The sequence below is a fragment of the Hahella sp. KA22 genome (assembly GCF_004135205.1).
GTDB lineage: Bacteria > Pseudomonadota > Gammaproteobacteria > Pseudomonadales > Oleiphilaceae > Hahella.
Window position 1 is genome coordinate 2,573,274 of sequence record NZ_CP035490.1, and the last position, 21,893, is coordinate 2,595,166.

Sequence of the window (21,893 nt, forward strand, 5' to 3'; positions counted from 1 at the left end):
CCTATGATGCTGACCGCGCACGAAATTCAAAACATCATCAGAACCGGCGTGCCGATGGCGGAGTCCATCGATTTCCGGGTTGATGAGATCTCAGGCAAGAACGCTATCGCCAGAATCCCGTTTTCAGAAACCTTTGTGCGCCCCGGAGGGACCCTTTCCGGCCCCATCATCATGTCGCTGGCGGATGCATCCATGTATGCAATTATCCTGGCGACTTTAGGGCGTGTGGAAATGGCTGTCACCAGCAATTTAAACATCAACTTTTTACAACGGCCCAAGCCGGAAGACCTGTTGGCGGAGGCGACTCTGTTGAAACTGGGTTCCCGGATTGCATTTTGTGAAGTGAATCTGTACTCGCCGAACAGCGATGGTTTGGTCGCACACGCAACGGGAAGTTACGCGTTGCCGCGGTAAGGGGGGAGGAGCCCGCCAGGCGCGTCGCAGCTAGTAGACTGCTGTACCGCAATAATAGCCGTACCCACAACAATAAAAACCAAATGAAATGACTTTGATCAGAGTACTAACTCAAGAACGATCAGTACTAACCTCGTGGAATAACTACAGGAAGTTATGACTATGAACATTACCGCCAGTAAAAACTCAGAAGCGCTGCAGGAGCTCGAACAGCGCAGGCAGCCCGTGCAAGAGCGCAGTCGGGAAAGAGTCGAGCTGATATTAAACGAAGCTGCCATTCTTATCAGTGAAGTTGGCGTGCAGGGAGCGAAAACCTCGGAAATCGCCCGTCGCGCGGGTATTTCCCTAGCGTCTTTGTATCGTTATTTTCCCAACAAGGCCGCTATAGTCAAGGCCTTGGCTGAGCGCCATATCAAAACGCTGAGCACCGTCATGGAGGAGTTTGTAAACGAGTTTGATCTGGAGGAAGGGTTTGACAAGCTTATCGACACCTTCGCCCATTTCTATCGCTCCGAGCCGGGTTATAAGGAAATCTGGTCTGGTGTAGAGGCGATGCCGGAGCTTCAGCAATTGGATCTCGGCGAGCTGTTCGATAACGCCCAGGCTATTACCGATCGCGCCAAACTGCTGTATCCGCAAGTTGAGCAAGAGCGTCTATGGTTGATTTGCGTGATGTTACCCAGAGCCTGCGGCGCTATCCTGAGGCTGGCCATGACCATGGAAGAAAAGCCTGAGTCAATCATGCTGACGGAATTAAAGTTGATGGTGAAGTCATACTTGCGTCAACGTTTGGGTGAGCTGGACGCGGCGGCGTAACGTCGTGTGATCGACTGTCCCGCATTGGGCCTGGAGTCAGGGAGTGCGGAAACCTGTAAATGAAGACGTCCCGCAAATAAGCATGCGTCATCCCTGTCGCCAATACTTGGCGGCGTCTTCATACGGTGTATTACCGGAGGACTGAAAGCGAGTCAGTCAATGACGTCTTTCAGCGCCTCCTCAAGCGTATCGAATTGAAAACTGAAGTTTTCTTCCAATAAACGGGCTGGAATCGCCTTTTGTCCCGTTAGTAACATCCTCGATAATTCCCCCATCGCTAACTTTAATGCGAATGCCGGCGCTGTGCAGAATGCGGGGCGATGAAGCAGTGTCGCCAAGGTTGCGGTGAATTCGGCGTTAGTGACTGGTGTAGTGCTGACGGCATTGTAGGGGCCGCTGCAGGTTGGCGTTTCGAGCAAATGCAGAAGAACTCTCAACAGGTCCTGAATATGAATCCAGGGCATCCATTGGCTTCCATCGCCAAATTTTCCTCCCAGGCCAAGCTTAAAAACGGGCAGCATTTTCTGTAGGAAGCCTTCTTTTCCCACCACCAGGCCAATGCGGGCGATGGCGACGCGCATGCCAATACTCTCTGCGCTAAGGGCGGCGGCTTCCCACTCACTGCACAGCTCATGCGTGAATTCCTCGTGGGGCGGGGTTTGCTCTGTTACCAGTAAATCTTGCTGGTCGCCGTAGTAGCCTACCGCGGATGCGGAAACCATAGCTTTGGGGAGTGTTTCCATTTGCTTGCACATGTCAAGCAAGTCGTGAGTCAGCGCAATGCGGCTTTGTTTCAGCTTTTGTTTGCGGGCCTGCGTCCAGTGCCTGTCCGCTACAGGTTCGCCCGCCAGATTGATGATGGCGTCAACCGGCGCGTCTATCAGGTCCGCGCGCAGCTCTCCGATACTCCGACAGCGCTCTCCCACAAGATGCGCCACCTGCTCTGGTCTTCTGCTGAACACAGTTGTGTCGTGTCCACTGGCCCATAACGCCCGACACAGTTGTTTGCCGATAAAACCTGTGCCCCCGGTCACCAGGATGTGCATGCGCGGATCTCCTTAAACGCTTCCTTTGTTAATACATAATTCGACGCCTTTGCACAGGCGGTGCGCAGCGCGAGATTGGGTTATCTTGTGCCTATTCGGGCGGCTATACAATAAGTTGTTTAATACCCGGAGCTTAGCTCGCTCAGTTCAGAATATAGTCGTAACAAGTTCTTGAGGCGACTAGCGGTCTCTCGCAAATGCAAGGCCGCCTTGTTAGTGTGCATTGGACTGGAGAAGGTCGAGAACAATTCCTTCTACGGTGGCGATGAAGAGAGGGTGCTCGCCAAGGGGCGGTAGCAGCCTGATGTCGACGCCAGACGTTTTGGTTAGCGCGGCGATCATGGCGGGAACGTCTTCTCGCAAATGCTTGCCGGCGGCGAAAAAAAGAGGCAGCACGGCAATGGATTGTGCGCCTTGATCTTGAGCTCTTAGCACGGCTTGTTCCAGTGTGGGTTCCGCAAGCTCCATGAACGCCAGGGAAACCTGAGTGGCGCTCTGGGAAAGGCGCTCCGTCAGGGCGATAAAAGGCTGCAGCCAATTGTTGTCACGGCTGCCGTGAGCAAGAAGTATCGTGTGGTCGAAAGTCATAGTGAATTGCCGAATCTCCAATTTGTGCATGGTACGCCGATAAGGCCGGTTTGGTTTGCAACTTTCTTTATATGGGGCCTATTTTCTTGACTTGGACGCCTATAATCGAGAGCTTACTCAGTTTTAGGCGGAAAACGAATATCCATCTTGGCTTTTGCGTTGTGTTTAGTGTCGATGATTATTGAGGAGGGGGAATGTGGTCGGGCAGCGAAATTTTACGTTATTGGTTTGGCGAGCTGGATGAGAATGGTGTGCCGCCACAGGAAAATCTCCGGCGCTGGTTTACCGAGGCGAAGAGCTGTGATCGTGAAATTCGCCGGCGCTTTTTAACGACAGTTGTTCTGGCCTCTGAGCAAGGGCTGCAGCATTGGCGCGACAGCTCAGATGGCGTGCTGGCCTTGATTCTTCTGCAGGATGTTTTTCCACGTTATATCTTTCGCGGCGGCGCGATGGCGTTTGATCAGGACAAAGAGGCTCGGAAAACAGCGCGGGAAGGGCTTAAAAAGGCGCTGGACGTCAGGCTGGAGCCGGTTTACCGGATCTTCTTCTACCTGCCGCTTCTGCATTCGGAAAAAGTGTCCGATCAAGAGGAGTCGGTCGCGCTGTATCGACAGCTCGTTGCGACCTGTGAGGCGGGTCCGTTAAAGGATTTTGTCAGTGGTTTCGCAACCATGGCGGAAACGAGCCGGGACGTTATTCGCCTGTTTGGACGTTTCCCCCACAGAAATAAGATGCTGAGACGTGCGAGCAGACCCGAGGAGGTCGAGTTTTTAGCTTCTTATCCTGCCATATACGATTGATCCAGTCTGACGGCTAGTTTCTTATTCTAACGCTGTTCGCCTGTGAGGATTTTCTGTCTCCTGGGTCACAATGTTGACCTTTGCTGGCTGAGCCTTGTATTCCCCTTTGTTAACATGCGGGGTTCGTCACAGTTTCCTGGACTTTGCGTCAACAGCTCCTGAGTGACGTCTGGAGCCTGGAAGTAAAAATAAGAGTTAGTTATGTCTAGTAGCCTTGAATTGGACTTTCCCGCTGTAGATCAGACTTTATGTGAATCGATTCAATATCAGGGAAGAAAAGCCTCAAGGGTCAAGAGCGAGCAGCGCCGCCGTGAAATTTTGCAGGCCGCTTTACGCATAGTGGCGAAGGAGGGCGTGCAAGGCGTCAAGCATCGCGCGGTGGCGAAAGAAGCGGGTGTTCCGTTAGCCTCCACCACTTATTACTTTAAAGACATTAATGAATTAATTACCGACGCTTTCATGCTGTTCGCGGAAAAAAGCCGTGAGAAGCTGGAGTTTTTCTACTCTGAATTGCGCCGTCTCGCCGACGTGTATGACGCCGCTTCTGTAATGGAAGATGAGGGACGCAAGCGTGAGTTCGCCAACGCATTAGTGGAGATGGGGACCAATTATGTGCTGGGGCAAGTCCGGCATCACAAGTCTGAGCTTATGTCTGAGCAGGCTTTTTTAATGGAGTCTGTGCGGGATGAGAGTCTGAGCGCGCTGGCTCGGCGCTATAAAGACGCCTGGTTGTCCGGATTGGTGGATTTTATGCAGTCGCTTGGGTACGAGACTTATATTGAGGATGCGGCCATTATTATGGGAATGGTGGGTAATCTGGAGCAGGAGGGCGCGCTTCAGGGCGGCAGCATAGATGAAGATAAGGTGCGCAGAGTCTGGCGGCGTCTTCTATATATGATGCTGGATATCCGTTAGATCCCAGGATTTCGTCGTTTGTTTTATAAAACGAAAAAAATTCAAAATAGGGGTTGCGCGCTTGGGGAACGCTAATTATAATGCGCCCACTTCTTTTGAGGAGCACCTCGAAAGAAGCTGCAAAGCAAGTTAACATCATGATTAACTTGATCTTTTAAGCGGGAATAGCTCAGTTGGTAGAGCACAACCTTGCCAAGGTTGGGGTCGCGAGTTCGAGTCTCGTTTCCCGCTCCAAATTTTCTCCTCAAGTATTCACTCCAAGTCCTTTTAAATAATTTAGTTCTGACCCTCTGTCTCCTATTGGTTTCTCTGGATTCTCGGCGTTTTCTTCAACCATCGTCTAAACTTAAAGCCAAGCATGCCTGTATGGTCTGTAAGTTGGTTTCTACCCTGGGGTATTAGGTTATGGCGAGTGTTTTGGACTCTGTTGATCAGCGCACCAAACTGGTGGGTGAGAATCGTTTGGAGCTTCTCTTGTTCAAGCTGGGGATGAGACAGATTTTCGCGATCAATGTGTTCAAAATTCAGGAAGTCCTCAAACTGCCCAATTTGACGCAAATGCCGCATCGTCATCCTGTCGTATGTGGCGTTAGTCATATTCGCGACACCACTGTTCCAGTAATTAACCTGTCTCAGGCGATAGGATTTCGGCCATTACAGCCGGATAAGGATTCCACCATCATCGTGACGGAATACAACCGCACTGTGCAGGCTTTCCTGGTGGCCAGCGTTGATCGTATCGTCAATATGACCTGGGAGCAGATCTTGCCTCCGCCAAAAGGGGCGGGCGGCTCTCATTACGTCACGGCGATTACCCATTACAACGATCAGATTGTCGAGATCATCGACGTGGAGCGGGTGCTGGCGGATATTCGTCCGTATTCCACTGACGTTTCCGACACGGCGCTGACTGAGAATATTCGAAAAGTGGCTCAGGGTAAGGAAGTTTTGTTGGTGGACGATTCGCCGGTGGCGATCAGTCAGGCGATCGGGACTTTGCAGAAAGTCGGGTTGAAAGTGATTACCGCCAGAAATGGTTTGGAAGCCTATAACCTTCTTAAGAAGTGGGCGGACGAGGGCGTTAATGTGCCTGAAAAGCTTCTAATGGTGGTGACCGACGCAGAAATGCCGGCAATGGATGGCTATAGGCTGACCACGGAAATTCGTAACGATCCACGCCTGAAAGACCTGTATGTGGTGCTGCATACCTCTTTAAGCGGTAGTTTTAATAAGGCGATGGTGGAGAAGGTGGGATGTAATAACTTTTTGTCCAAGTTCCAGCCGGATGAATTGGCGGCGTTGGTGCAATCGCGGCTTAATTCATTGGCGGCTCGTTAGCGCGCTGCAAAGAGCTCTTCTCTCGGCCCTTGTCCTCAGATGTAGACCTAATTAGACTGCCTGTTTCCGCCTGCCTGGAGTAGGTTGGTTTATTTTTTCGCGTCGACGATCCACGCATTTTGTCCCTTCCCTGTATGCCCAGTGCGCTACGCCTGCGTTGAGGCGAGAGCGTGCTTAGGAGAGAGTTATGACGGATATCCGAGTTACCGAGTTAAATATTTACCCCATCAAATCCTGTGCGGGCGTTAGCCTTAGCAAGGTGGCGATTACGAATTGGGGGGCGGATCGTGATCGCCGTTTTATGCTGGTGGATGCGAACGGCAAATTCATCACGGCGAGAAAGCATCATGGACTGGTGTTGGTGAAGGCGGTTTCTGCGGATAAGGGATTAATGTTGTCTGCGCCGGGAATGAGTGGTTTGTATATTGAAGCGCCGGATCAAGAGGGAGCCGCCTTGGAGCAGGTGCAGGTGTGGAAAGACGAGGTGTCCGCGTTGTTTGTCGATGCGCGCGCAGATGCCTGGTTTAGCGAGTTCCTGGGCGAGCAGGCGCGTCTCGTGTATATTCCCGAGCGCAGTTTTCGGCAAGTGGATCAGGCTTATTACGATGCGCCGCAAAAAGTCAGCTTTGCGGATGCTTATCCGGTTCTGGCGACTTCTGAGTCTTCGTTGGAGGACCTGAATGGCCGCTTAAAAAATCCTGTTAAAATGACCCATTTCCGCCCGAATATTGTTGTGGCTGGCGCGGACAGCTTCGCGGAAGATCATTGGCGGAGGTTGCGTATAGGAGAAGTGGAGTTTGTGGCGGTCAAGCCTTGCTCCCGATGTGTTTTTACGACGATTGATCCTGCTTCGGGCCATAAGTCCCCGGACACTGAGCCGTTGCGCACTCTGGCGTCTTATCGCAAAACAGAGCTTGGCGCTATTTTTGGGCAGAACCTGGTGCAACTGAATCACGGGATCATTTGCGTTGGCGATAAAGTGGAGTTGCTCGACTAAGCGGTCGAACCGATGCGCTCTCTTTGCAAAGAACGAATTCAGAAACTATTAGATTTTAGAAGGTTACGATGGCGTTGCTACGGCTGAAAGATGTTTCCCTGGCGTTTGGAATGGCTCCGTTGCTGGATCATGCGGACTTGGTGATTGAATCTCAGGAGCGGCTATGCCTGGTTGGTCGCAATGGCGCAGGTAAATCCACGCTTTTGAAAGTTTGCGCCGGTGAGATCAAGCCGGATGGCGGCGAAATAAATAGAGGCAGGGACCTGAAAATGGCCTACCTGCCGCAGGAGCTGCCGGAGCGGGGCGACGCCAGTGTGCGCTCTGTGGTGGCGGAAGGATTGGCGGAAGTGGGGGAGTGGCTCGCGGCCTACGACGCGCTGACTCAGCAGGGCGCTGAAGGCAATGTGGCGGAGCTTGAGCGTCTGCATAACAAAATCGAGACTCATGACGGCTGGCGTTTGCGGCAGAAGGTCGAGGCGGTCATGCAGCGTCTGGAGCTGCCGGGCGATAAGTCTATCTCCGAATTGTCCGGAGGCTGGCGTCGTCGTGTATTTCTGGCGCGCGCGCTAGTGCAGGAGCCGAACCTGCTCATGCTGGATGAGCCCACCAACCATCTGGATATCGACATGATTACCTGGTTGGAGGAAGAGCTGTTGCAGTTCGGCGGCAGCGTACTGTTTATTTCTCACGACCGCGCTTTTATCGACCGTCTGGCGACGCGCGTCATAGAGCTAGATCGCGGCAAATTGTCGAGCTGGCCGGCGCCTTATGAAGCCTATCTGGCCAAAAAAGAGGAGCAGTTGGCGGCGGAGGAAAAAGAATGGGAGCGCTTCGATAAGAAGCTGGCGGATGAAGAAGTCTGGATTCGCCAGGGCATCAAGGCGCGCCGCACTCGTAATGAGGGGCGAGTCAGGGCGCTGAAAAAACTGCGGGAAGAGCGGGGGCAGCGACGCGACCGCGTTGGGCAGGTGAGCCTGAAAGTGGACTCCGAGGAACGCTCCGGTAATCTGGTGGCGGAGCTGAAAAATGTCAGCTTTGGCTACGCAGACCAGCCCAATCTGGTGAAAGATCTGAGCTGGCAGTTGATGCGCAAAGATCGGGTGGGCTTATTGGGCCCTAACGGTTGCGGAAAATCGACGTTTATAAAGTTGATCCTGGGCGGCTTGGAGGCGACGGAGGGCGTCATTAAGCGGGGCTCCCGGCTGCAAGTGGCCTACTTTGATCAGTTGCGAGGGCAAATCGATCCGGAAGCCAGCGTCTGGGATAACGTCGCCAAAGGAAAGGACTTTATCGAGGTTGGCGGCCGTAACGTCCACGTCACTGGCTATCTGAAAGATTTCCTGTTCTCACCGGAAAGACTGCGTACTCCCGCCAAGGCGTTATCTGGCGGTGAAATTAACCGGTTGCTGTTGGCTAAACTGTTCACCATGCCGGCTAATTTTCTGGTTCTGGATGAGCCTACCAACGACCTGGATATGGATACGCTGGATCTGCTGGAGAACCTGCTGGCGGAGTTCGACGGCACTATTTTACTGGTGTCCCACGATCGTTTCTTCATCGACAACGTTGTGACCAGCACGCTGGTGTTTGAGGGAGAGGGCAAGATATCCGAATATCCAGGCGGCTATAACGACTGGCTTGCGCAACGTCCAGTGGTCAAGGCCGAAGCCAAGCCCGCTGAACCCAAGGCTCAGGCCGCTAAGCCGAAAACGGCGTCGGATGGCGGCAAGGCGGCCAAGCTCAGCTACAAACTGCAGCGCGAACTGGATGCTTTGCCCAAGGAGATCGAACGACTGGAAGCGGAAGTGGCGGCTATGCAGGAAGAGGTGTCCGCCGCTGATTTTTATAGTCGTCCCCATGAGGACGTGAATCGTGCGCTCACGTCTCTGGCCGCGTTGGAGCAGACTCTGGAAAAGACCATGGAAAGGTGGATGGAGCTTGAAGAAATGGCGGGCGGGGGCTGATAGAGGGTTACAAATTTTAAAATATCGGCATCCGCAAATCCGCTACACTTGAGAATAAAGGAATAACTTCAGCAGCCGACGGACTCCGTTGAGAAAGTGTTAGTCTTCTGTCGCCTCAATTGATTACGGAGAGATAAAGCCTTATGCGGGTGCGTTACGAATTCCGTTTCGATGATAATCGAGTGCTGGACTACATCATTGAGACGGAGAGAGAAGATAAGAGCATGCACTCAGAGCCGCCCGCCGAGTGGACTGAGCTGAAGAATTGCCAGTGCTCGAATTGCCCTCTCAAGAAGGACGCTGAACGCTATTGTCCCGCCGCTCTCGACATGCAGAAGATAGTGGCGGACTTTCGCTCCGAACCGGCTTTTCAGAAAGTCGAGGTGACTGTTTTCACCAAAGAGCGCAACTACCACAAGCGCACTGGTCTGGAAGAGGCGTTGCGCTCGCTGATGGGGTTGGTGATGGCGACCAGTCACTGCCCCATACTCGGCGAGTTAAGGCCGATGGCCATTCATCACATGCCGTTTTCCAACGGCGAAGAATTTATTCTCCGATCGGTTTCCATCTATCTGGTGCAGCAGTACTTTAAGTTTCGCGATGGTGAAAAGCCCGACTGGGAGCTTAAAGGGCTGGTCGAGCGCAACCGTCGTCTGCAGCTGGTGAATCAGGCGTTGTGGCAACGCATTCACTCCGCCTGTGATGGCGATTCCAACTTGAAGGCGTTGTTGAGCTTTTTTTCGTTGGCGTCGAGCGTCACATTCTCGCTGGAGACGCAGCTACAGAAGCTGCGCAAGTCGTTTGAATCTGGAGAGTGGGTGGCTCCGCTATAGCGGAGCGCGTCAGTCCGAATTTTATTCCATTGAATGCTTAGTCGCTGATGCGGACCGCCAGAACGTCGCATTTGGCGCCATGTAATACGCCATTCGCCGTGGAGCCCAGCAATAACTGCAGTCCGTGGCGGCCATGGCTGCCGACAATGACCAAATCAATACCATTTTCTTCCGCGTAGCGATGGATTTCGCCTTCTGGGCGTCCCACCAGCACCGCTGCGGCGCTGTTGGTCAGCGCATGCTTTTCTATCAGTTTTTGCAGTTTTTCTTCGCTATGTTTTTGCAGTTGCTGCTGGATATCTCCCAGATCCAGCGGAATATCGCCGCCATAGGCGTAACTGATGGGCTCGATAACGTGCGTCAGGTGCAGGCGGGCCTGGGTCGCCTGTTGCATTTTCAGGGCCTTGGCGATGACTTGTTCGCCTTCATTGCTCAAGTCCAGGGCGACGAGAATATTCTTGTACATGATGTGCTCCTTTTGGCTGCATTGTTCCGAAAGTATTTTCCAAGTGTGTAACTTTTCGGTAGTGTCCGCAAAACTGAAAACAGCTTAATGCTAATGAAACATGCGTTGAGATGACAGCGGACAAAATCAGGTGAAAAAGTGTTTCCTGGTTTCTTATTAACATGGCAATGATATTGGCATGTTAATCACCAGGCGCATGGACGCGCCTGCGCGGCGACAAGCCGCGGGAGACAGGGCCTGACATGTGCAGGCCCTGTCGTTGCAGACAAATAGAAGGAAGCTATTTGTCTGCCTGATTAATAGTAGTTGAGACGCTTGAGTGGTCTTTGGACAGGATGAACGACGAATGACGACAGCTTTGATAATTATTTTTTGTGTGGTGGGAATCGTCGGCGGCTCTATTTTCTGGGTGTTGCCGAGCCCGGAAGAGCGGCGACGCATGCGTTTACGGCAGCAGGCCCTCGCGGCAGGGTTTAGGGTGCGGCAGACTACGCCGGAAAAGCTGGATGACGCTTTGAAAAAACTGGAGGCGGACGCGTGGCGCACCCACTTTTACTATAAGGCGATACCCGCTTCGCGAACTCCTCGCAGGGCGCTGTACGCCAACCAGAGCGGTGAATTGACGCAATTGTCCGTCAGCGGAAACTTTCCTCATGAGCTGCTCTCGGATGAGGATTTGCGTGAGCTGTCATCGCAGGTTAAAGCCGTGCAGATCACAGGGCATGAAGTGGGCTTCCTGTGGGAAGAGCGAGGAACGTCGGAAGATTTGGAGCAGATACTGCAACGCGTCAACAAGGTGGCTGTAGCTGCTGGCGCGCGTTAATGACGCGCTTGATGTGGGCAGCGGCGTGTCTAAGCGCCGCTGTATGCTTTGGCGAGACTATCCAGATCGCTGATGATTCTTTTTGAATACAGATTCACGACGTAGGAAACGTTGTTCTCGTTGTAGTTGATATAAGAGTTTTTGATGAACTCCCATTTCGTGGAAATGGCGTCCAAAGTCTTGCGCGTGGCGTCGGTGTTTTGCTGTGACGCCAGGAGTCGGGCGATGTTCTTATCAAAACTGATCGCCTGAACGTCCATGGGTTCTTCGCTTTTGGCTCCTTGGAATATCTGCGTCACGTTGGAGGCGCTGCGGGCGGAATACTTGGTCAGCATGCTTTCCAGGATGATTTTGGAGTTGCGCACCAGCTCAATTACCTCTGCGGGGCGGTGTCCTGAAATTTCCATGGTCTTGTCGTAGGTTCTTTCTGTCGCGCCTACCAGGTCGATATTCACTTGCGCCATGTCGCCTACCAGTCGCAGGTCAGGGTAGCCCACCTTCACAATGTCGTTCATATTGGTATTCAGTAGTTCCTTGTACTTGAGCCAGGTGGCGCTCATAACGCTCAACTCTCCCTGCACCTCGACGATGCCGTCCTGAGACTCCAGCGATTTGAATGCGGTATTCATAAACTCGATTTCCTGGCTCACTTCGGATTGGATGTCTTTGTCGCCAGGATTCAAAGTGAAGTTGTAATACGCATTAATGGTTTGATAGGAGTGCGTCTGCACATCGTGCAAATGCTTGAGAATGGCTTCAGCCTGCGCATTGTTCAGCGCAAAGGAATGTGACGAATACAGGGCGAGAAGTGCAAGAAAACAACACCAGAGAGGATTCCGGTGTATACCCGATTGGCTCATAGACACGCTCTCCAGGAAATTTGGGCGCAGAAGGCCACCTGCTGTTTTTATAATTATGTTTCCGACTTGTCGGTGCGGCTTCCTGCTATTTTTCTTAAATTATTTCCAACGACGCCTTCAATGGCCGGCCTAGCTACCAACCGCCGGTTTATAAATAGAAAAAATAGGGGAAATGCCTGCGCTAGTCAAAAAGTTATAAGCATATTGTCCTATTATGCGGGTGCGCTCAGTGCGCATCCAGAGGACGCCTAACTTGAAAAGTAAGGTGAAATATACTGCATAATTTCATGAAAAATAAATCTTAAAAATTTTTAAAGCAGCTGAAAATGTCATAAGTGTAAGCAATTATTGACAAAAATCGCCGCCAAATTTTGGGGAAGAGATTGACAAACGGGCCAAAATTATCCATGTTGTTGCGACCTGATTCAAACGAGCGTATGAATTGTTGTTCGATGCATCGGCTTTGATTCCGAAGCTCCGGAGAAGGGCGGCCCGGCAAGGCGTCCGTTGGGACCCGTATATAGGGCAATAAACCAGTGCTAAACAATGCTTGGAGATCCGTTGATGATTTACGCAGGTAAAGCCATCACAGTCAAAGAGATCGAGGATGGTATCGCGGTACTAACTTTCGATTTGCAAGGCGAGTCTGTTAATAAATTTAACCGCTTGACGCTGACTGAGTTGGCGGAAGCGACCCAGAAACTACAAAGTCAACAAGGCATTACTGGCCTTGTCGTTACCAGCAACAAAGATTGTTTCATCGTTGGCGCTGATATCACTGAATTCCAGGAATTGTTTGCCGGCTCTGAAGAAGAGTTGGTCGCCAACAATCTGGAAGCCAATAAGATTTTCTCCGCCGTTGAAGATCTGCCATTCCCCACTGTGACTGCTATTAACGGCATCGCTCTGGGCGGCGGTTTTGAAATGTGTCTCTCCACTGACTTCCGCGTCATGTCCACCAGCGCGAAAGTGGGTCTGCCGGAAGTGAAACTGGGAATCTTCCCTGGATTCGGCGGCACAGTACGTTTATCCCGTCTGGTTGGCGCCGACTACGCGATCGAGTGGATCTGCGCCAGCGGCGAGAAGAGAGCTGAACAGGCCTTGAAAGAAGGCGCTGTAGATGCTGCGGTCGCCCCTGAGAAGTTGATGGATGCAGCCCTGTCTGTGTTGCGTCAGGCGATCGAAGGCAAGTTGGACTATAAAGCGCGTCGGGAAGAAAAAACCGGCAAGCTGAAGCTGAACCCGATGGAAAGCATGATGGCGTTTGAAACCGCCAAAGGCTACGTGGCGGGTCAGGCTGGACGTAACTATCCAGCGCCTGTTGAAGCCATCAAGGTAATGCAGAAGCATGCGGGCATGACCCGTGACAAGGCGATTGAAGTAGAGGCCAAAGGGTTCGCGAAAATGGCGAAAACTTCTGTGGCGCACAGCTTGATCGGCTTGTTCCTGAATGATCAGGAACTGAAGAAGAAAGCGAAAGACCTGGAGCCTAAAGCCGGCGAAGTTAAACAGGCGGCGGTATTGGGCGCAGGCATCATGGGCGGCGGCGTGGCGTATCAGTCTGCGTTGAAAGGCACGCCCATCCTGATGAAAGACATCAATCAGTCCGGTATCGATCTGGGTCTGAAAGAAGCCAAAAAACTGCTGACCAAGCGCGTCGAAAAAGGCCGCATGAATGCAAGCGAAATGGCGGATGTGCTGAATCGCATTACTCCCGCATTGAGCTATGGCGATTTCGGAACTGTTGATCTGGTGGTTGAAGCGGTTGTTGAAAACCCGAAGGTCAAAGATATCGTATTGCGTGAAGTGGAAGATCTGGTGCGTGAGGATACTATCCTGACCTCCAACACCTCTACTATCTCCATCAATCGTCTGGCGCAAAATCTGAAGCGTCCGGAAAACTTCTGCGGCATGCACTTTTTCAATCCGGTGCACATGATGCCTCTGGTGGAAGTTATCCGCGGCGAGAAAACCAGTGAAAAAGCAATCGCCACCACCGTAGCGTACGCCAAAGCGATGGGTAAAACGCCTATCGTTGTGAACGATTGCCCTGGGTTCCTGGTTAACCGCATCCTGTTCCCTTACTTCGGCGGATTTATTGGTCTGGTGCGCGATGGCGCCGATTTCCAACAGGTCGACAAAGTGATGGAGCGCTTCGGCTGGCCGATGGGCCCGGCTTACCTGCTTGATGTGGTTGGCATGGACACGGCGAAGCATGCCGGCGACGTGATGGCGGAAGGCTTCCCGGATCGCATGAGCTATTCCGAAACAACCATTATCGACGTCATGTTTGATAAAGGTCGTTACGGTCAGAAGAGCGACAAGGGCTTCTACGCATACGAGCTGGATAAGAAAGGCAAGCAGAAGAAAATTGTCGATGACAGCGTTGACGCACTGATCAAATCCGTGCAGAAGTCTCAGCGCGACTTCTCTGAAGAGGAAATCATCGAGCGCATGATGGTGCCACTGTGCATCGAAACCGTTCGCTGCCTGGAAGACGGCATCGTCGAGACTGCGGCGGAAGCGGATATGGGCTTGATCTTTGGCATCGGTTTCCCTCCGTTCCGTGGGGGCGCGTTGCGCTACATTGACTCTCTGGGCGTGGAAGAGTTCTGCAAGATCGCTGATAAATATGCGGATCTGGGCGCTCTGTATCATCCGACCCAAGGGCTGCGCGACATGGCTAAGTCCGGCAAGAAGTTTTTTGGCTAATTGCTGATAGAGAATTCCCGACGGAGAAAATGATATGAGTCTGAATCCAAGAGACGTTGTCGTTATCGACTGTGTTCGCAGCCCGATGGGGCGCGCCAAGGCGGGTTGTTTCCGCAACGTGCGCGCAGAGACGCTGTCAGCGACGTTGATTGACGCATTATTCGACCGCAATGACAAAGTGGACCCTGCGGAAGTTGAAGATCTGATCTGGGGCTGTGTAAATCAGACCCTGGAGCAAGGCTTCAACGTGGCGCGGCAGATTTCCCTGCTGACCCGCATTCCGCATACTTCGTCAGCGCAAACGGTAAACCGCTTGTGTGGTTCCGCCATGTCCGCGATTCATACTGCGGCGCAGGCGATCATGACAGGCAATGGCGATGTGTTCGTGGTGGGCGGCGTTGAGCACATGGGGCACGTACCCATGACTCAAGGCTTCGATCACAATCCTGCCGCAAGTAAGTATTCCGCTAAAGCGTCCAACATGATGGGCCTGACGGCGGAAATGCTGGCGAAAATGCACGGCATCAGCCGTCAGCAGCAGGACGAGTTTGGCGCTCGCTCCCACCGTCTGGCGCACGAAGCCACGCTGGAAGGGCGCTTCCGTAATGAAATTATCTCTATTCTAGGGCATGACGACGACGGCTTCCCTGCGCTGATCGAGAATGATGAAACGATTCGTCCTGAAACCACAGCTGAAAGCTTGGCGCAGCTGCGTCCTGCTTTTGATCCTAAGAGTGGCACGGTGACAGCGGGTCAGTCTTCTCAATTGACGGATGGCGCTTCCGCCATGCTGCTTATGTCAGCTGAGCGGGCTCAGGCATTGGGTCTGACGCCAATGGCGAAAATTCGTTCTATGGCTACCGCAGGGTGCGATCCCGCCATCATGGGATATGGTCCTGTGCCGGCGACCAAGAAAGCGCTTAAGCGCGCAGGCCTGAAAGTTGAAGACATTGATTTCTGGGAGCTGAACGAGGCGTTTGCCGCACAGTCTCTGCCAGTTATCAAAGATCTGAAACTTATGGACGTGGTCGACCAGAAAGTTAACCTGAATGGCGGCGCTATCGCCTTGGGTCACCCTCTGGGTTGCTCTGGCGCGCGTATCTCCACTACCTTGCTGAATGTCATGGCCGCTAAGGGCGGTACGCTGGGCGTATCCACCATGTGTATCGGCCTGGGGCAGGGTATTGCGACTGTTTGGGAGCGTATCTAATACGTTGACGCTTCGGCTCGGGGAAACCTGAATCGGAAGCAATGAGATCCGGCGTCCCGTAAGGGGCTCCGGATTTTTTTTATGGATGAAGTGGGTTGGGGAAGCTTTTTACTGGGTTTCCTGAGAGCGATTCTGGGTTTCTCCGTCACGCATCAGATTTTTGATCTTTTCGGATATCTCTTTGATCTGATCGTTCTTGTTGGGGATTTCCAGGCGTGTGCGCTTGAGCGCCTCGCGAGCGTGTTTGAAATGCTTTTCGGCACCGGCTTTGTCGTTCTGAGCCACAAGGCTTTCCGCCATTTGCAGTTGGCTGCCGATTTCCACATCAAGCGCCATCTCGCGCAGGTGGTGGCTATATTCCTCATATAGAGGGACGGGCAGTGAGCCGCGCAGCTTGAAGCGCTGTAGTTTTTGCAGGCACTCGGAAAGAGAGCGTTGGATAGCGGCTACCGCAGCGTCGCTGGTGACTATTTTTTGCGCCTGGGGAAGAAGAACGCCGGTCTTTAGGTCGCGCTCCCTTTGTTTCAGGTTGTCCAGAAGGATGCGTAGCTCTTCCGACTTGCGGTCCATTTTGGTCATGGACTGGGCGATTTCAATCATGGCGTGGTTGAGGCTGATAGCGATGTTGGCGGAATCATCCACTCGCATGATGACCTGAAATAACGAATTTATTTCTTCGTATTTTTGTTTTAACGATTTAAGTTGGCTTTGACGATAAGCTAACGCCTGCTGTCGCGAGTACATAACGCCGCTAATGATGATCGAGGCGGTTATGAAAACAGCGAGCAAGACGATTAAAGTTGTCATATAAAAGGCGGCGGAAGCATTTATAAATTTATGTGTCGTTCTTATTAAGTGTTAACGACATTGTGGGGTAGGGCAAGTTATCGGAGTTAAATAGACGCCGACAAACTGGGCCTGGCCGGCTATTTTTACTTTAAATACCAGATTTTCTGGCAATCACTTGACCCGTCGACTACAACCTCTAATATATGACGGCTATTTCAACTAGGAGCAAAGAACCATCCGCTATGGGTAAATCGCTGGTAATCGTGGAGTCCCCTGCAAAGGCAAAAACCATAAACAAATATCTTGGTTCGGAATATGTAGTCAAATCCAGTGTGGGGCATATTCGTGATTTGCCGACCAGTGGAGGTAAGGAAACATCATCTCCGAAAGAGCGTGCGGCGGAAGCGGCGAAAATGCGCAAGCTGCCTGCTGAAGAGCGCGAAAGCATCAAGAAACGTAAAGCCCGGGATCAGCTGATCTCTCGTATGGGCGTTGACCCTGAAAATGATTGGGCGGCCCGCTACGAGGTCCTTCCAGGTAAAGAAAAAGTCGTTGAAGAATTGAGGCGTCTGGCGAAAAGCGCCGACCAGATCTATCTCGCAACGGACTTGGACCGTGAAGGAGAGGCTATCGCCTGGCATCTAAAAGAATCTATTGGCGGCGATGACTCCCGTTATCGTCGCGTGGTCTTTAACGAGATCACAAAATCCGCCATAACTGAGGCGTTTAAAAGTCCCGGTCAGCTTGATTACAATCGCGTAAACGCCCAGCAGGCGCGCCGCTTTCTCGACCGCGTGGTCGGTTATATGGTGTCGCCGCTGCTGTGGTCCAAGATTGCGCGTGGTTTGTCCGCTGGGCGGGTGCAATCCGTCGCGGTGCGTCTGATTGTTGAGCGCGAGCGTGAAATCCGCGCCTTTACGCCGGAAGAATACTGGGAATTGCATGCGCTACTGTCCAAGAGTAAGCAGCAGGCTAAATTCCAGGTCGCCAAATATAAGGGTGAGAACTACAGACCTACCAACAAGGAGCAGTCTGACAAGCTGACTGCGTTGCTGGAGTCGCAGGCGTTCAAGGTCGTCAATCGCGAGGATAAGCCCTCCGTCACCAAAGCGCCGGCGCCATTTATCACCTCTACCTTGCAGCAGGCGGCGAGCACCCGTTTAGGGTTTAGCGTTAAGAAGACCATGGTGTTGGCGCAGCGTCTCTATGAGGCGGGCTACATCACTTATATGAGAACGGACTCCACCAACCTGTCTGCTGATGCGGTGAGCGCCTGTCGTGAATTTATCGGCAAGAAGTTTGGCGATAAATATCTGCCTGAAAGCCCGAAGACATACGTGAGTAAAGAGCGGGCCCAGGAAGCGCACGAGGCGATACGTCCTTCCGATATCAATGTAGGCTCCAATCATATTTCCGGTCTCGAAAAAGACGCCGAAAAGCTGTATGACCTTATTTGGCGTCAATTTGTAGCCTGTCAGATGGAAAACGCGCGCTTCCTGAGCACCAGTATTCAGGTGCAGGCGGGAGACTTTGAGCTCAGAACCCGTGGCCGACTTCTGCAGTTCGACGGCTTCCTTAAGGTGCTGCCTGCGCAAGCGAAGAAGGATGACGAAGCGGAGTTGCCGGCGTTCGAAATCAACGATCAGTTGGATCTGGATAAACTGGAGCCGACGCAGCACTTCACTAAGCCGGCGCCGCGCTATACGGAAGCAACGCTGGTTAAAGAGCTGGAAAAGCGGAGTATCGGGCGTCCTTCTACTTATGCGTCAATCATCTCCACCATTCAGGAGCGCGGCTATGTGAAGCTGGCCAACCGGCGTTTCTATGCGGAGAAGATGGGCGATATCGTGACGGACCGTTTGACGGAAGCCTTTACAGATCTGATGGATTACGGCTTTACGGCGAAGATGGAAGGTCAGCTGGATGAGATCGCGTCTGGCAACGAGGGCTGGAAGCAGGTTCTCAACGCTTTCTACTCTGATTTCGCCAAGAAGCTGGAAAAGGCGGACATGGAAGGCGGTATGCGCGCTAATCAGGCGGTGCAGACGGAAATTACATGTCCGACCTGTTCGCGCCCGATGCAGATACGTACAGCTTCCACTGGCGTGTTCCTTGGATGTTCCGGTTATGCGCTGCCGCCAAAAGAGCGTTGTAAGACGACGATCAACCTGATTCCTGGCGATGAGGTGATTCGTGCGGACGATGAAGAGGGCGAGGCGAATGCGCTGCGCGCGAAAAAGCGCTGTCCGATTTGCGATACCGCCATGGATAGTTACGTCATTGATGAAACCCGCAAGCTGCACGTGTGCGGGAATAACCCGGACTGTGAAGGTTATGAGATTGAAGGCGGGCAGTTTAAGGTGGCTGGCTACGATGGGCCGACACTGGAGTGCGACAAGTGTGGCGCTGAGATGCAGCTTAAAACCGGCCGCTTTGGGAAGTACTTCGGTTGCACCAGTTCAACCTGTGGCAATACCCGCAAGCTGTTGAAGAATGGCGAGCCTGCGCCGCCCAAGATGGAGCCTGTAGTCATGCCCGAGTTGGCGTGCGACAAGGTTGACGATATCTTTGTGTTGCGCGATGGCGCTTCAGGCTTGTTCCTGGCAGCGAGTAAGTTTCCCAAAAACCGTGAAACCCGCGCACCACTGGTGGAGGAACTGATTCCTCACAAGAAGGAAATTGATCCTAAGCACCACTACCTGCTGGATGCGCCTGCGCGTGATCCAGAAGGAAATCCGGCGATTATCCGCTTCAGTCGCAAGACCAAGCAGCAGTATGTTATGTCGGAGAAGGATGGTAAGCCCACTGGCTGGTCGGCTTTCTACAAAGATGGAAAGTGGGCGGCTAAAGACAAATAGTTCGTAAGCGTAGAAAGAGAAAGGGCGGTTTGATCACCGCCCTTTTTTGTTTGCCTGATATTTTCGATGTTTCTAGACGGGTGCGTTGATTTATCTCTTCAATCGCGCCAGCAGGCTGGATGTATCCCAGCGACCTCCGCCCATGGATTGCACTTCAGCGTAAAATTGGTCGACGAGAGCGGTGATGGGAAGTCGGGCTTTGTTGTTGGAGGCCTCGCGTAAGCAAATGGATAAATCCTTGCGCATGAGGTCTACGGCGAAACCGTGCTCGTAGTCTCCGGCGATCATGGTCTTATGGCGATTTTCCATTTGCCAGGATTGCGCGGCTCCTTTGGATATGACGTTCACCACTTGCTGTGGGTCCAGGTCGGCCTGTTCTGCAAAGTGCAGTGCTTCCGCCAGTCCTTGTACTAATCCTGCGATAGCGATCTGGTTGGCCATTTTGGTTAGCTGGCCGCTGCCGGCATGTCCCATCAGTGTTGCAGCGCGGCTGTAGTGTTTGAGGAGGGGCTCCGCTCTAGCAAAATCTTTTTCTTCTCCTCCGCACATAATGGTCAGTGCGCCGTTCTCTGCGCCCTGTTGCCCACCGGATACGGGGGCGTCAAGAAAGCCTATGTTACGCTCCTGGGCGGCCTCAAACAGCTCCTTGGCGACGCTGGCTGATGCGGTGGTGTGGTCGATGATGAGGGAGCCTTTGCGCAACTGGTTGATCAGGCCTTCATCGCCCAAATAGATGTTGCGCAGATCGTTGTCGTCACCGACGCAAGAGATAATGACGTCACATTGGGCGGCGTCCCGCAGCTTGCGGATGAACTTGCCGGTGTGGGTTTTCAGCCAGCGCTCTGATTTTTCAACGTTGCGGTTGTAAACGGTGACTTGGTGGCCATTGTTGGCGAGATGGCCGGCCATCGGGAATCCCATGACGCCGAGGCCGATGAAACAAATTCTTCCTAATGCGGCGGTTTCAGTTGATTCCATGTTTATCTTCCTGGAGTGGTTAAATCCAATGGGTTAATAGTGCGCGGGTTGCTCCAATAAAGAAAGGCCGCATAAGCGGCCTTTGCAAGTCAACCGGCAAACTATTTATTTGCTTGGGTAGTCTCTGGAGGTGTGTCCAGTGTACAGCTGGCGTGGACGACCGATCCGGTAAGAGGAGCTCACCATTTCGTGCCAGTGAGAGAACCAGCCGATGGTTCTCGCCATGGCGAAGATGACGGTGAACATGGAAACCGGAATGCCCACGGCGCGCAGGATGATGCCGGAGTAGAAGTCCACGTTGGGGTAGAGTTTTTTCTCTACGAAGTATGGGTCTTCCAGGGCGATGCGCTCCAGTTCGCGTGCGATGCGGAACAGTGGGTCGTTCTCGCAGCCAAGCTCTTTTAATACGTCGTCGCAGGTCTGCTTCATGACTTTGGCGCGAGGGTCGAAGTTTTTGTAGACCCGGTGTCCGAAGCCCATCAGGCGGAAAGGATCGCTCTTGTCCTTGGCGCGCTGAATGAATTCTGGAATGCGGGACTCGTCGCCGATTTCCAGAAGCATGTTCAACACTGCTTCGTTAGCGCCGCCGTGAGCGGGCCCCCATAGCGCAGCAATACCGGAAGCGATACAGGCGAAGGGGTTGGCGCCGGAGGAGCCGGCCAGACGTACGGTTGATGTGGATGCGTTTTGTTCATGGTCCGCATGCAAAACAAAGATGCGGTCCATGGCCTTGGCGACTACAGGATTGACCTGATAGGGCTCGCAAGGAGTGCCGAACATCATGTGCAGGAAGTTGCCTGCATAGTCCAGATCGTTTCTGGGATACATGAACGGCTGGCCGGTGGAGTACTTGTAGCACATCGCCGCCAGGGTTGGCATTTTCGCCATCAGACGGAATGCTGCGATTTCGCGATGGTGTTCATCGGAGAAGTCCATCGTGTCGTGATAGAACGCGGACAGGGCGCCGACAACGCCGCACATGATCGCCATTGGGTGAGCGTCGCGCCGGAAACCGTTGAAGAAGTTTCTCAGCTGCTCGTGGATCATAGTGTGATTTTTTACCGTGCTACGAAACTCTTCCGCCTGCTCTGCAGTAGGCAGTTCGCCGTGTATCAGTAAGTAGCAGACTTCAAGATAGTCGGACTTTTCGGCCAACTGTTCTATAGGATACCCACGGTGTAGTAGTACGCCATTGGCGCCATCTATATAAGTGATTTGCGATTCGCAGGCTGCGGTTGATACGAAGCCTGGATCGTAGGTAAACAAACCTTCTTCAACCAATCCTCTGACATCTATGACGTCTGGGCCGGTGGTGCCGGAATAAACCGGAAGCTCGATTGTTTTACCATTGACCGATAACGTCGCTTTCTTGTCAGTCATGGTGCTCTCCTATATCGACTTAAAGTGATGCGTACGTGTTTACCGGGCATAGACGCCCGGTCGTGTTTACAGGCCGACTTCTAAGTAGGTCTGACGTTGTTTGCGC

At 52.7% G+C, this 21,893-nt stretch carries 19 protein-coding genes and 1 tRNA gene; 13 read left to right on the plus strand and 7 right to left on the minus strand.

All coding sequences use genetic code 11. The annotated features are described in order from the left end of the window. Positions 1–3 precede the first annotated feature (3 nt). Together EUZ85_RS11565 and EUZ85_RS11570 are read left to right on the plus strand one after the other, a co-directional pair. Entirely contained in the window at positions 4–414 is a 411-nt protein-coding gene (locus EUZ85_RS11565) for a PaaI family thioesterase (RefSeq protein ID WP_127969445.1), read from the plus strand. A 162-nt stretch (positions 415–576) separates the two neighbouring features. Beyond that, positions 577–1,230 carry a TetR/AcrR family transcriptional regulator gene (locus EUZ85_RS11570; protein WP_241567016.1) on the plus strand — a complete coding sequence of 218 codons (654 nt, stop codon included), beginning with the start codon at positions 577–579 and terminating at the stop codon, positions 1,228–1,230. A 152-nt stretch (positions 1,231–1,382) separates the two neighbouring features. Here the strand turns inward: EUZ85_RS11570 and EUZ85_RS11575 are convergent, their stop codons facing one another. Together EUZ85_RS11575 and EUZ85_RS11580 are read right to left on the minus strand one after the other, a co-directional pair. After that, on the minus strand, positions 1,383–2,276 hold the full coding sequence (locus tag EUZ85_RS11575; RefSeq protein ID WP_127969447.1) for a TIGR01777 family oxidoreductase: 894 nt from the start codon (positions 2,274–2,276) through the stop codon (positions 1,383–1,385). 213 nt (positions 2,277–2,489) lie between these two features. Beyond that, positions 2,490–2,864: a sirohydrochlorin chelatase gene (locus EUZ85_RS11580; RefSeq protein WP_127974455.1), complete on the minus strand. Its 375-nt coding sequence runs from the start codon at positions 2,862–2,864 to the stop codon at positions 2,490–2,492. Positions 2,865–3,058: 194 nt separating this feature from the next. Between EUZ85_RS11580 and EUZ85_RS11585 the strand changes: the two genes are divergently transcribed. The 7 genes from EUZ85_RS11585 to EUZ85_RS11615 all read left to right on the plus strand — a co-directional run bounded on the left by EUZ85_RS11585 (position 3,059) and on the right by EUZ85_RS11615 (position 9,711). After that, on the plus strand, positions 3,059–3,664 hold the full coding sequence (locus EUZ85_RS11585) for a DUF924 family protein (protein ID WP_127969448.1): 606 nt from the start codon (positions 3,059–3,061) through the stop codon (positions 3,662–3,664). Between the two features lie 201 nt (positions 3,665–3,865). Beyond that, a complete protein-coding gene (locus EUZ85_RS11590; RefSeq protein WP_127969449.1) occupies positions 3,866–4,579 on the plus strand; it encodes a TetR/AcrR family transcriptional regulator in 714 nt (237 codons plus the stop codon). A 158-nt stretch (positions 4,580–4,737) separates the two neighbouring features. Continuing rightward, positions 4,738–4,813, plus strand: a tRNA-Gly gene (locus tag EUZ85_RS11595). A gap of 171 nt (positions 4,814–4,984) precedes the next feature. Further along, complete coding sequence (locus tag EUZ85_RS11600) at positions 4,985–5,917, plus strand: chemotaxis protein CheV (RefSeq protein WP_127969450.1); 933 nt, start codon at positions 4,985–4,987, stop codon at positions 5,915–5,917. Between the two features lie 187 nt (positions 5,918–6,104). Further along, positions 6,105–6,914, plus strand: coding sequence for an MOSC domain-containing protein (locus EUZ85_RS11605; RefSeq protein ID WP_127969451.1), 810 nt, complete (start codon positions 6,105–6,107; stop codon positions 6,912–6,914). Positions 6,915–6,982: 68 nt separating this feature from the next. Then, complete coding sequence (locus EUZ85_RS11610; RefSeq protein ID WP_127969452.1) at positions 6,983–8,878, plus strand: ATP-binding cassette domain-containing protein; 1,896 nt, start codon at positions 6,983–6,985, stop codon at positions 8,876–8,878. Between the two features lie 143 nt (positions 8,879–9,021). Beyond that, positions 9,022–9,711 (plus strand): hypothetical protein, encoded by a 690-nt coding sequence (locus EUZ85_RS11615; protein WP_011398521.1) that lies wholly within the window; start codon positions 9,022–9,024, stop codon positions 9,709–9,711. A gap of 37 nt (positions 9,712–9,748) precedes the next feature. On the opposite strand, the gene EUZ85_RS11620 is transcribed toward EUZ85_RS11615, so the two are convergent. Next, on the minus strand, positions 9,749–10,177 hold the full coding sequence (locus EUZ85_RS11620) for a universal stress protein (protein ID WP_127969453.1): 429 nt from the start codon (positions 10,175–10,177) through the stop codon (positions 9,749–9,751). A 346-nt stretch (positions 10,178–10,523) separates the two neighbouring features. Between EUZ85_RS11620 and EUZ85_RS11625 the strand changes: the two genes are divergently transcribed. Then, positions 10,524–11,000 carry a hypothetical protein gene (locus EUZ85_RS11625; RefSeq protein WP_127969454.1) on the plus strand — a complete coding sequence of 159 codons (477 nt, stop codon included), beginning with the start codon at positions 10,524–10,526 and terminating at the stop codon, positions 10,998–11,000. 29 nt (positions 11,001–11,029) lie between these two features. Here the strand turns inward: EUZ85_RS11625 and EUZ85_RS11630 are convergent, their stop codons facing one another. Further along, entirely contained in the window at positions 11,030–11,860 is an 831-nt protein-coding gene (locus tag EUZ85_RS11630) for a hypothetical protein (RefSeq protein WP_127969455.1), read from the minus strand. 564 nt (positions 11,861–12,424) lie between these two features. On the opposite strand from EUZ85_RS11630, the gene fadB reads away from it, so the two are divergent. Next, positions 12,425–14,572, plus strand: a complete 2,148-nt coding sequence (gene fadB / locus EUZ85_RS11635) for a fatty acid oxidation complex subunit alpha FadB (protein ID WP_127969456.1) — start codon at positions 12,425–12,427, stop codon at positions 14,570–14,572. 34 nt (positions 14,573–14,606) lie between these two features. Continuing rightward, on the plus strand, positions 14,607–15,782 hold the full coding sequence (fadA, locus tag EUZ85_RS11640; RefSeq protein WP_127969457.1) for an acetyl-CoA C-acyltransferase FadA: 1,176 nt from the start codon (positions 14,607–14,609) through the stop codon (positions 15,780–15,782). 108 nt (positions 15,783–15,890) lie between these two features. Here fadA and EUZ85_RS11645 read toward each other — a convergent pair whose 3' ends face one another. Then, entirely contained in the window at positions 15,891–16,589 is a 699-nt protein-coding gene (locus EUZ85_RS11645) for a hypothetical protein (RefSeq protein WP_127969458.1), read from the minus strand. 224 nt (positions 16,590–16,813) lie between these two features. Here EUZ85_RS11645 and topA point away from each other — a divergent pair, with 224 nt between their 5' ends. Then, positions 16,814–19,429 (plus strand): type I DNA topoisomerase, encoded by a 2,616-nt coding sequence (topA, locus tag EUZ85_RS11650; RefSeq protein ID WP_127969459.1) that lies wholly within the window; start codon positions 16,814–16,816, stop codon positions 19,427–19,429. Positions 19,430–19,519: 90 nt separating this feature from the next. On the opposite strand, the gene EUZ85_RS11655 is transcribed toward topA, so the two are convergent. Further along, positions 19,520–20,407 (minus strand): NAD(P)-dependent oxidoreductase, encoded by an 888-nt coding sequence (locus EUZ85_RS11655; protein ID WP_127969460.1) that lies wholly within the window; start codon positions 20,405–20,407, stop codon positions 19,520–19,522. 105 nt (positions 20,408–20,512) lie between these two features. Beyond that, complete coding sequence (gene gltA, locus EUZ85_RS11660; protein ID WP_127969461.1) at positions 20,513–21,787, minus strand: citrate synthase; 1,275 nt, start codon at positions 21,785–21,787, stop codon at positions 20,513–20,515. Positions 21,788–21,893 lie beyond the last annotated feature (106 nt).

Coding starts and splice junctions, on each gene's coding strand:
- EUZ85_RS11570 (WP_241567016.1), top strand. CDS start 577: ATGAACATTACCGCCAGTAAAAACTCAGAAGCGCTGCAGGAGCTCGAA.
- topA (WP_127969459.1), top strand. CDS start 16,814: ATGGGTAAATCGCTGGTAATCGTGGAGTCCCCTGCAAAGGCAAAAACC.
- gltA (WP_127969461.1), bottom strand. CDS start 21,787: ATGACTGACAAGAAAGCGACGTTATCGGTCAATGGTAAAACAATCGAG.
- EUZ85_RS11615 (WP_011398521.1), top strand. CDS start 9,022: ATGCGGGTGCGTTACGAATTCCGTTTCGATGATAATCGAGTGCTGGAC.
- EUZ85_RS11610 (WP_127969452.1), top strand. CDS start 6,983: ATGGCGTTGCTACGGCTGAAAGATGTTTCCCTGGCGTTTGGAATGGCT.
- EUZ85_RS11620 (WP_127969453.1), bottom strand. CDS start 10,177: ATGTACAAGAATATTCTCGTCGCCCTGGACTTGAGCAATGAAGGCGAA.
- EUZ85_RS11585 (WP_127969448.1), top strand. CDS start 3,059: ATGTGGTCGGGCAGCGAAATTTTACGTTATTGGTTTGGCGAGCTGGAT.
- EUZ85_RS11625 (WP_127969454.1), top strand. CDS start 10,524: ATGACGACAGCTTTGATAATTATTTTTTGTGTGGTGGGAATCGTCGGC.
- EUZ85_RS11590 (WP_127969449.1), top strand. CDS start 3,866: ATGTCTAGTAGCCTTGAATTGGACTTTCCCGCTGTAGATCAGACTTTA.
- EUZ85_RS11575 (WP_127969447.1), bottom strand. CDS start 2,276: ATGCACATCCTGGTGACCGGGGGCACAGGTTTTATCGGCAAACAACTG.
- EUZ85_RS11645 (WP_127969458.1), bottom strand. CDS start 16,589: ATGACAACTTTAATCGTCTTGCTCGCTGTTTTCATAACCGCCTCGATC.
- EUZ85_RS11565 (WP_127969445.1), top strand. CDS start 4: ATGATGCTGACCGCGCACGAAATTCAAAACATCATCAGAACCGGCGTG.
- fadA (WP_127969457.1), top strand. CDS start 14,607: ATGAGTCTGAATCCAAGAGACGTTGTCGTTATCGACTGTGTTCGCAGC.
- EUZ85_RS11630 (WP_127969455.1), bottom strand. CDS start 11,860: ATGAGCCAATCGGGTATACACCGGAATCCTCTCTGGTGTTGTTTTCTT.
- EUZ85_RS11580 (WP_127974455.1), bottom strand. CDS start 2,864: ATGACTTTCGACCACACGATACTTCTTGCTCACGGCAGCCGTGACAAC.
- fadB (WP_127969456.1), top strand. CDS start 12,425: ATGATTTACGCAGGTAAAGCCATCACAGTCAAAGAGATCGAGGATGGT.
- EUZ85_RS11655 (WP_127969460.1), bottom strand. CDS start 20,407: ATGGAATCAACTGAAACCGCCGCATTAGGAAGAATTTGTTTCATCGGC.
- EUZ85_RS11605 (WP_127969451.1), top strand. CDS start 6,105: ATGACGGATATCCGAGTTACCGAGTTAAATATTTACCCCATCAAATCC.
- EUZ85_RS11600 (WP_127969450.1), top strand. CDS start 4,985: ATGGCGAGTGTTTTGGACTCTGTTGATCAGCGCACCAAACTGGTGGGT.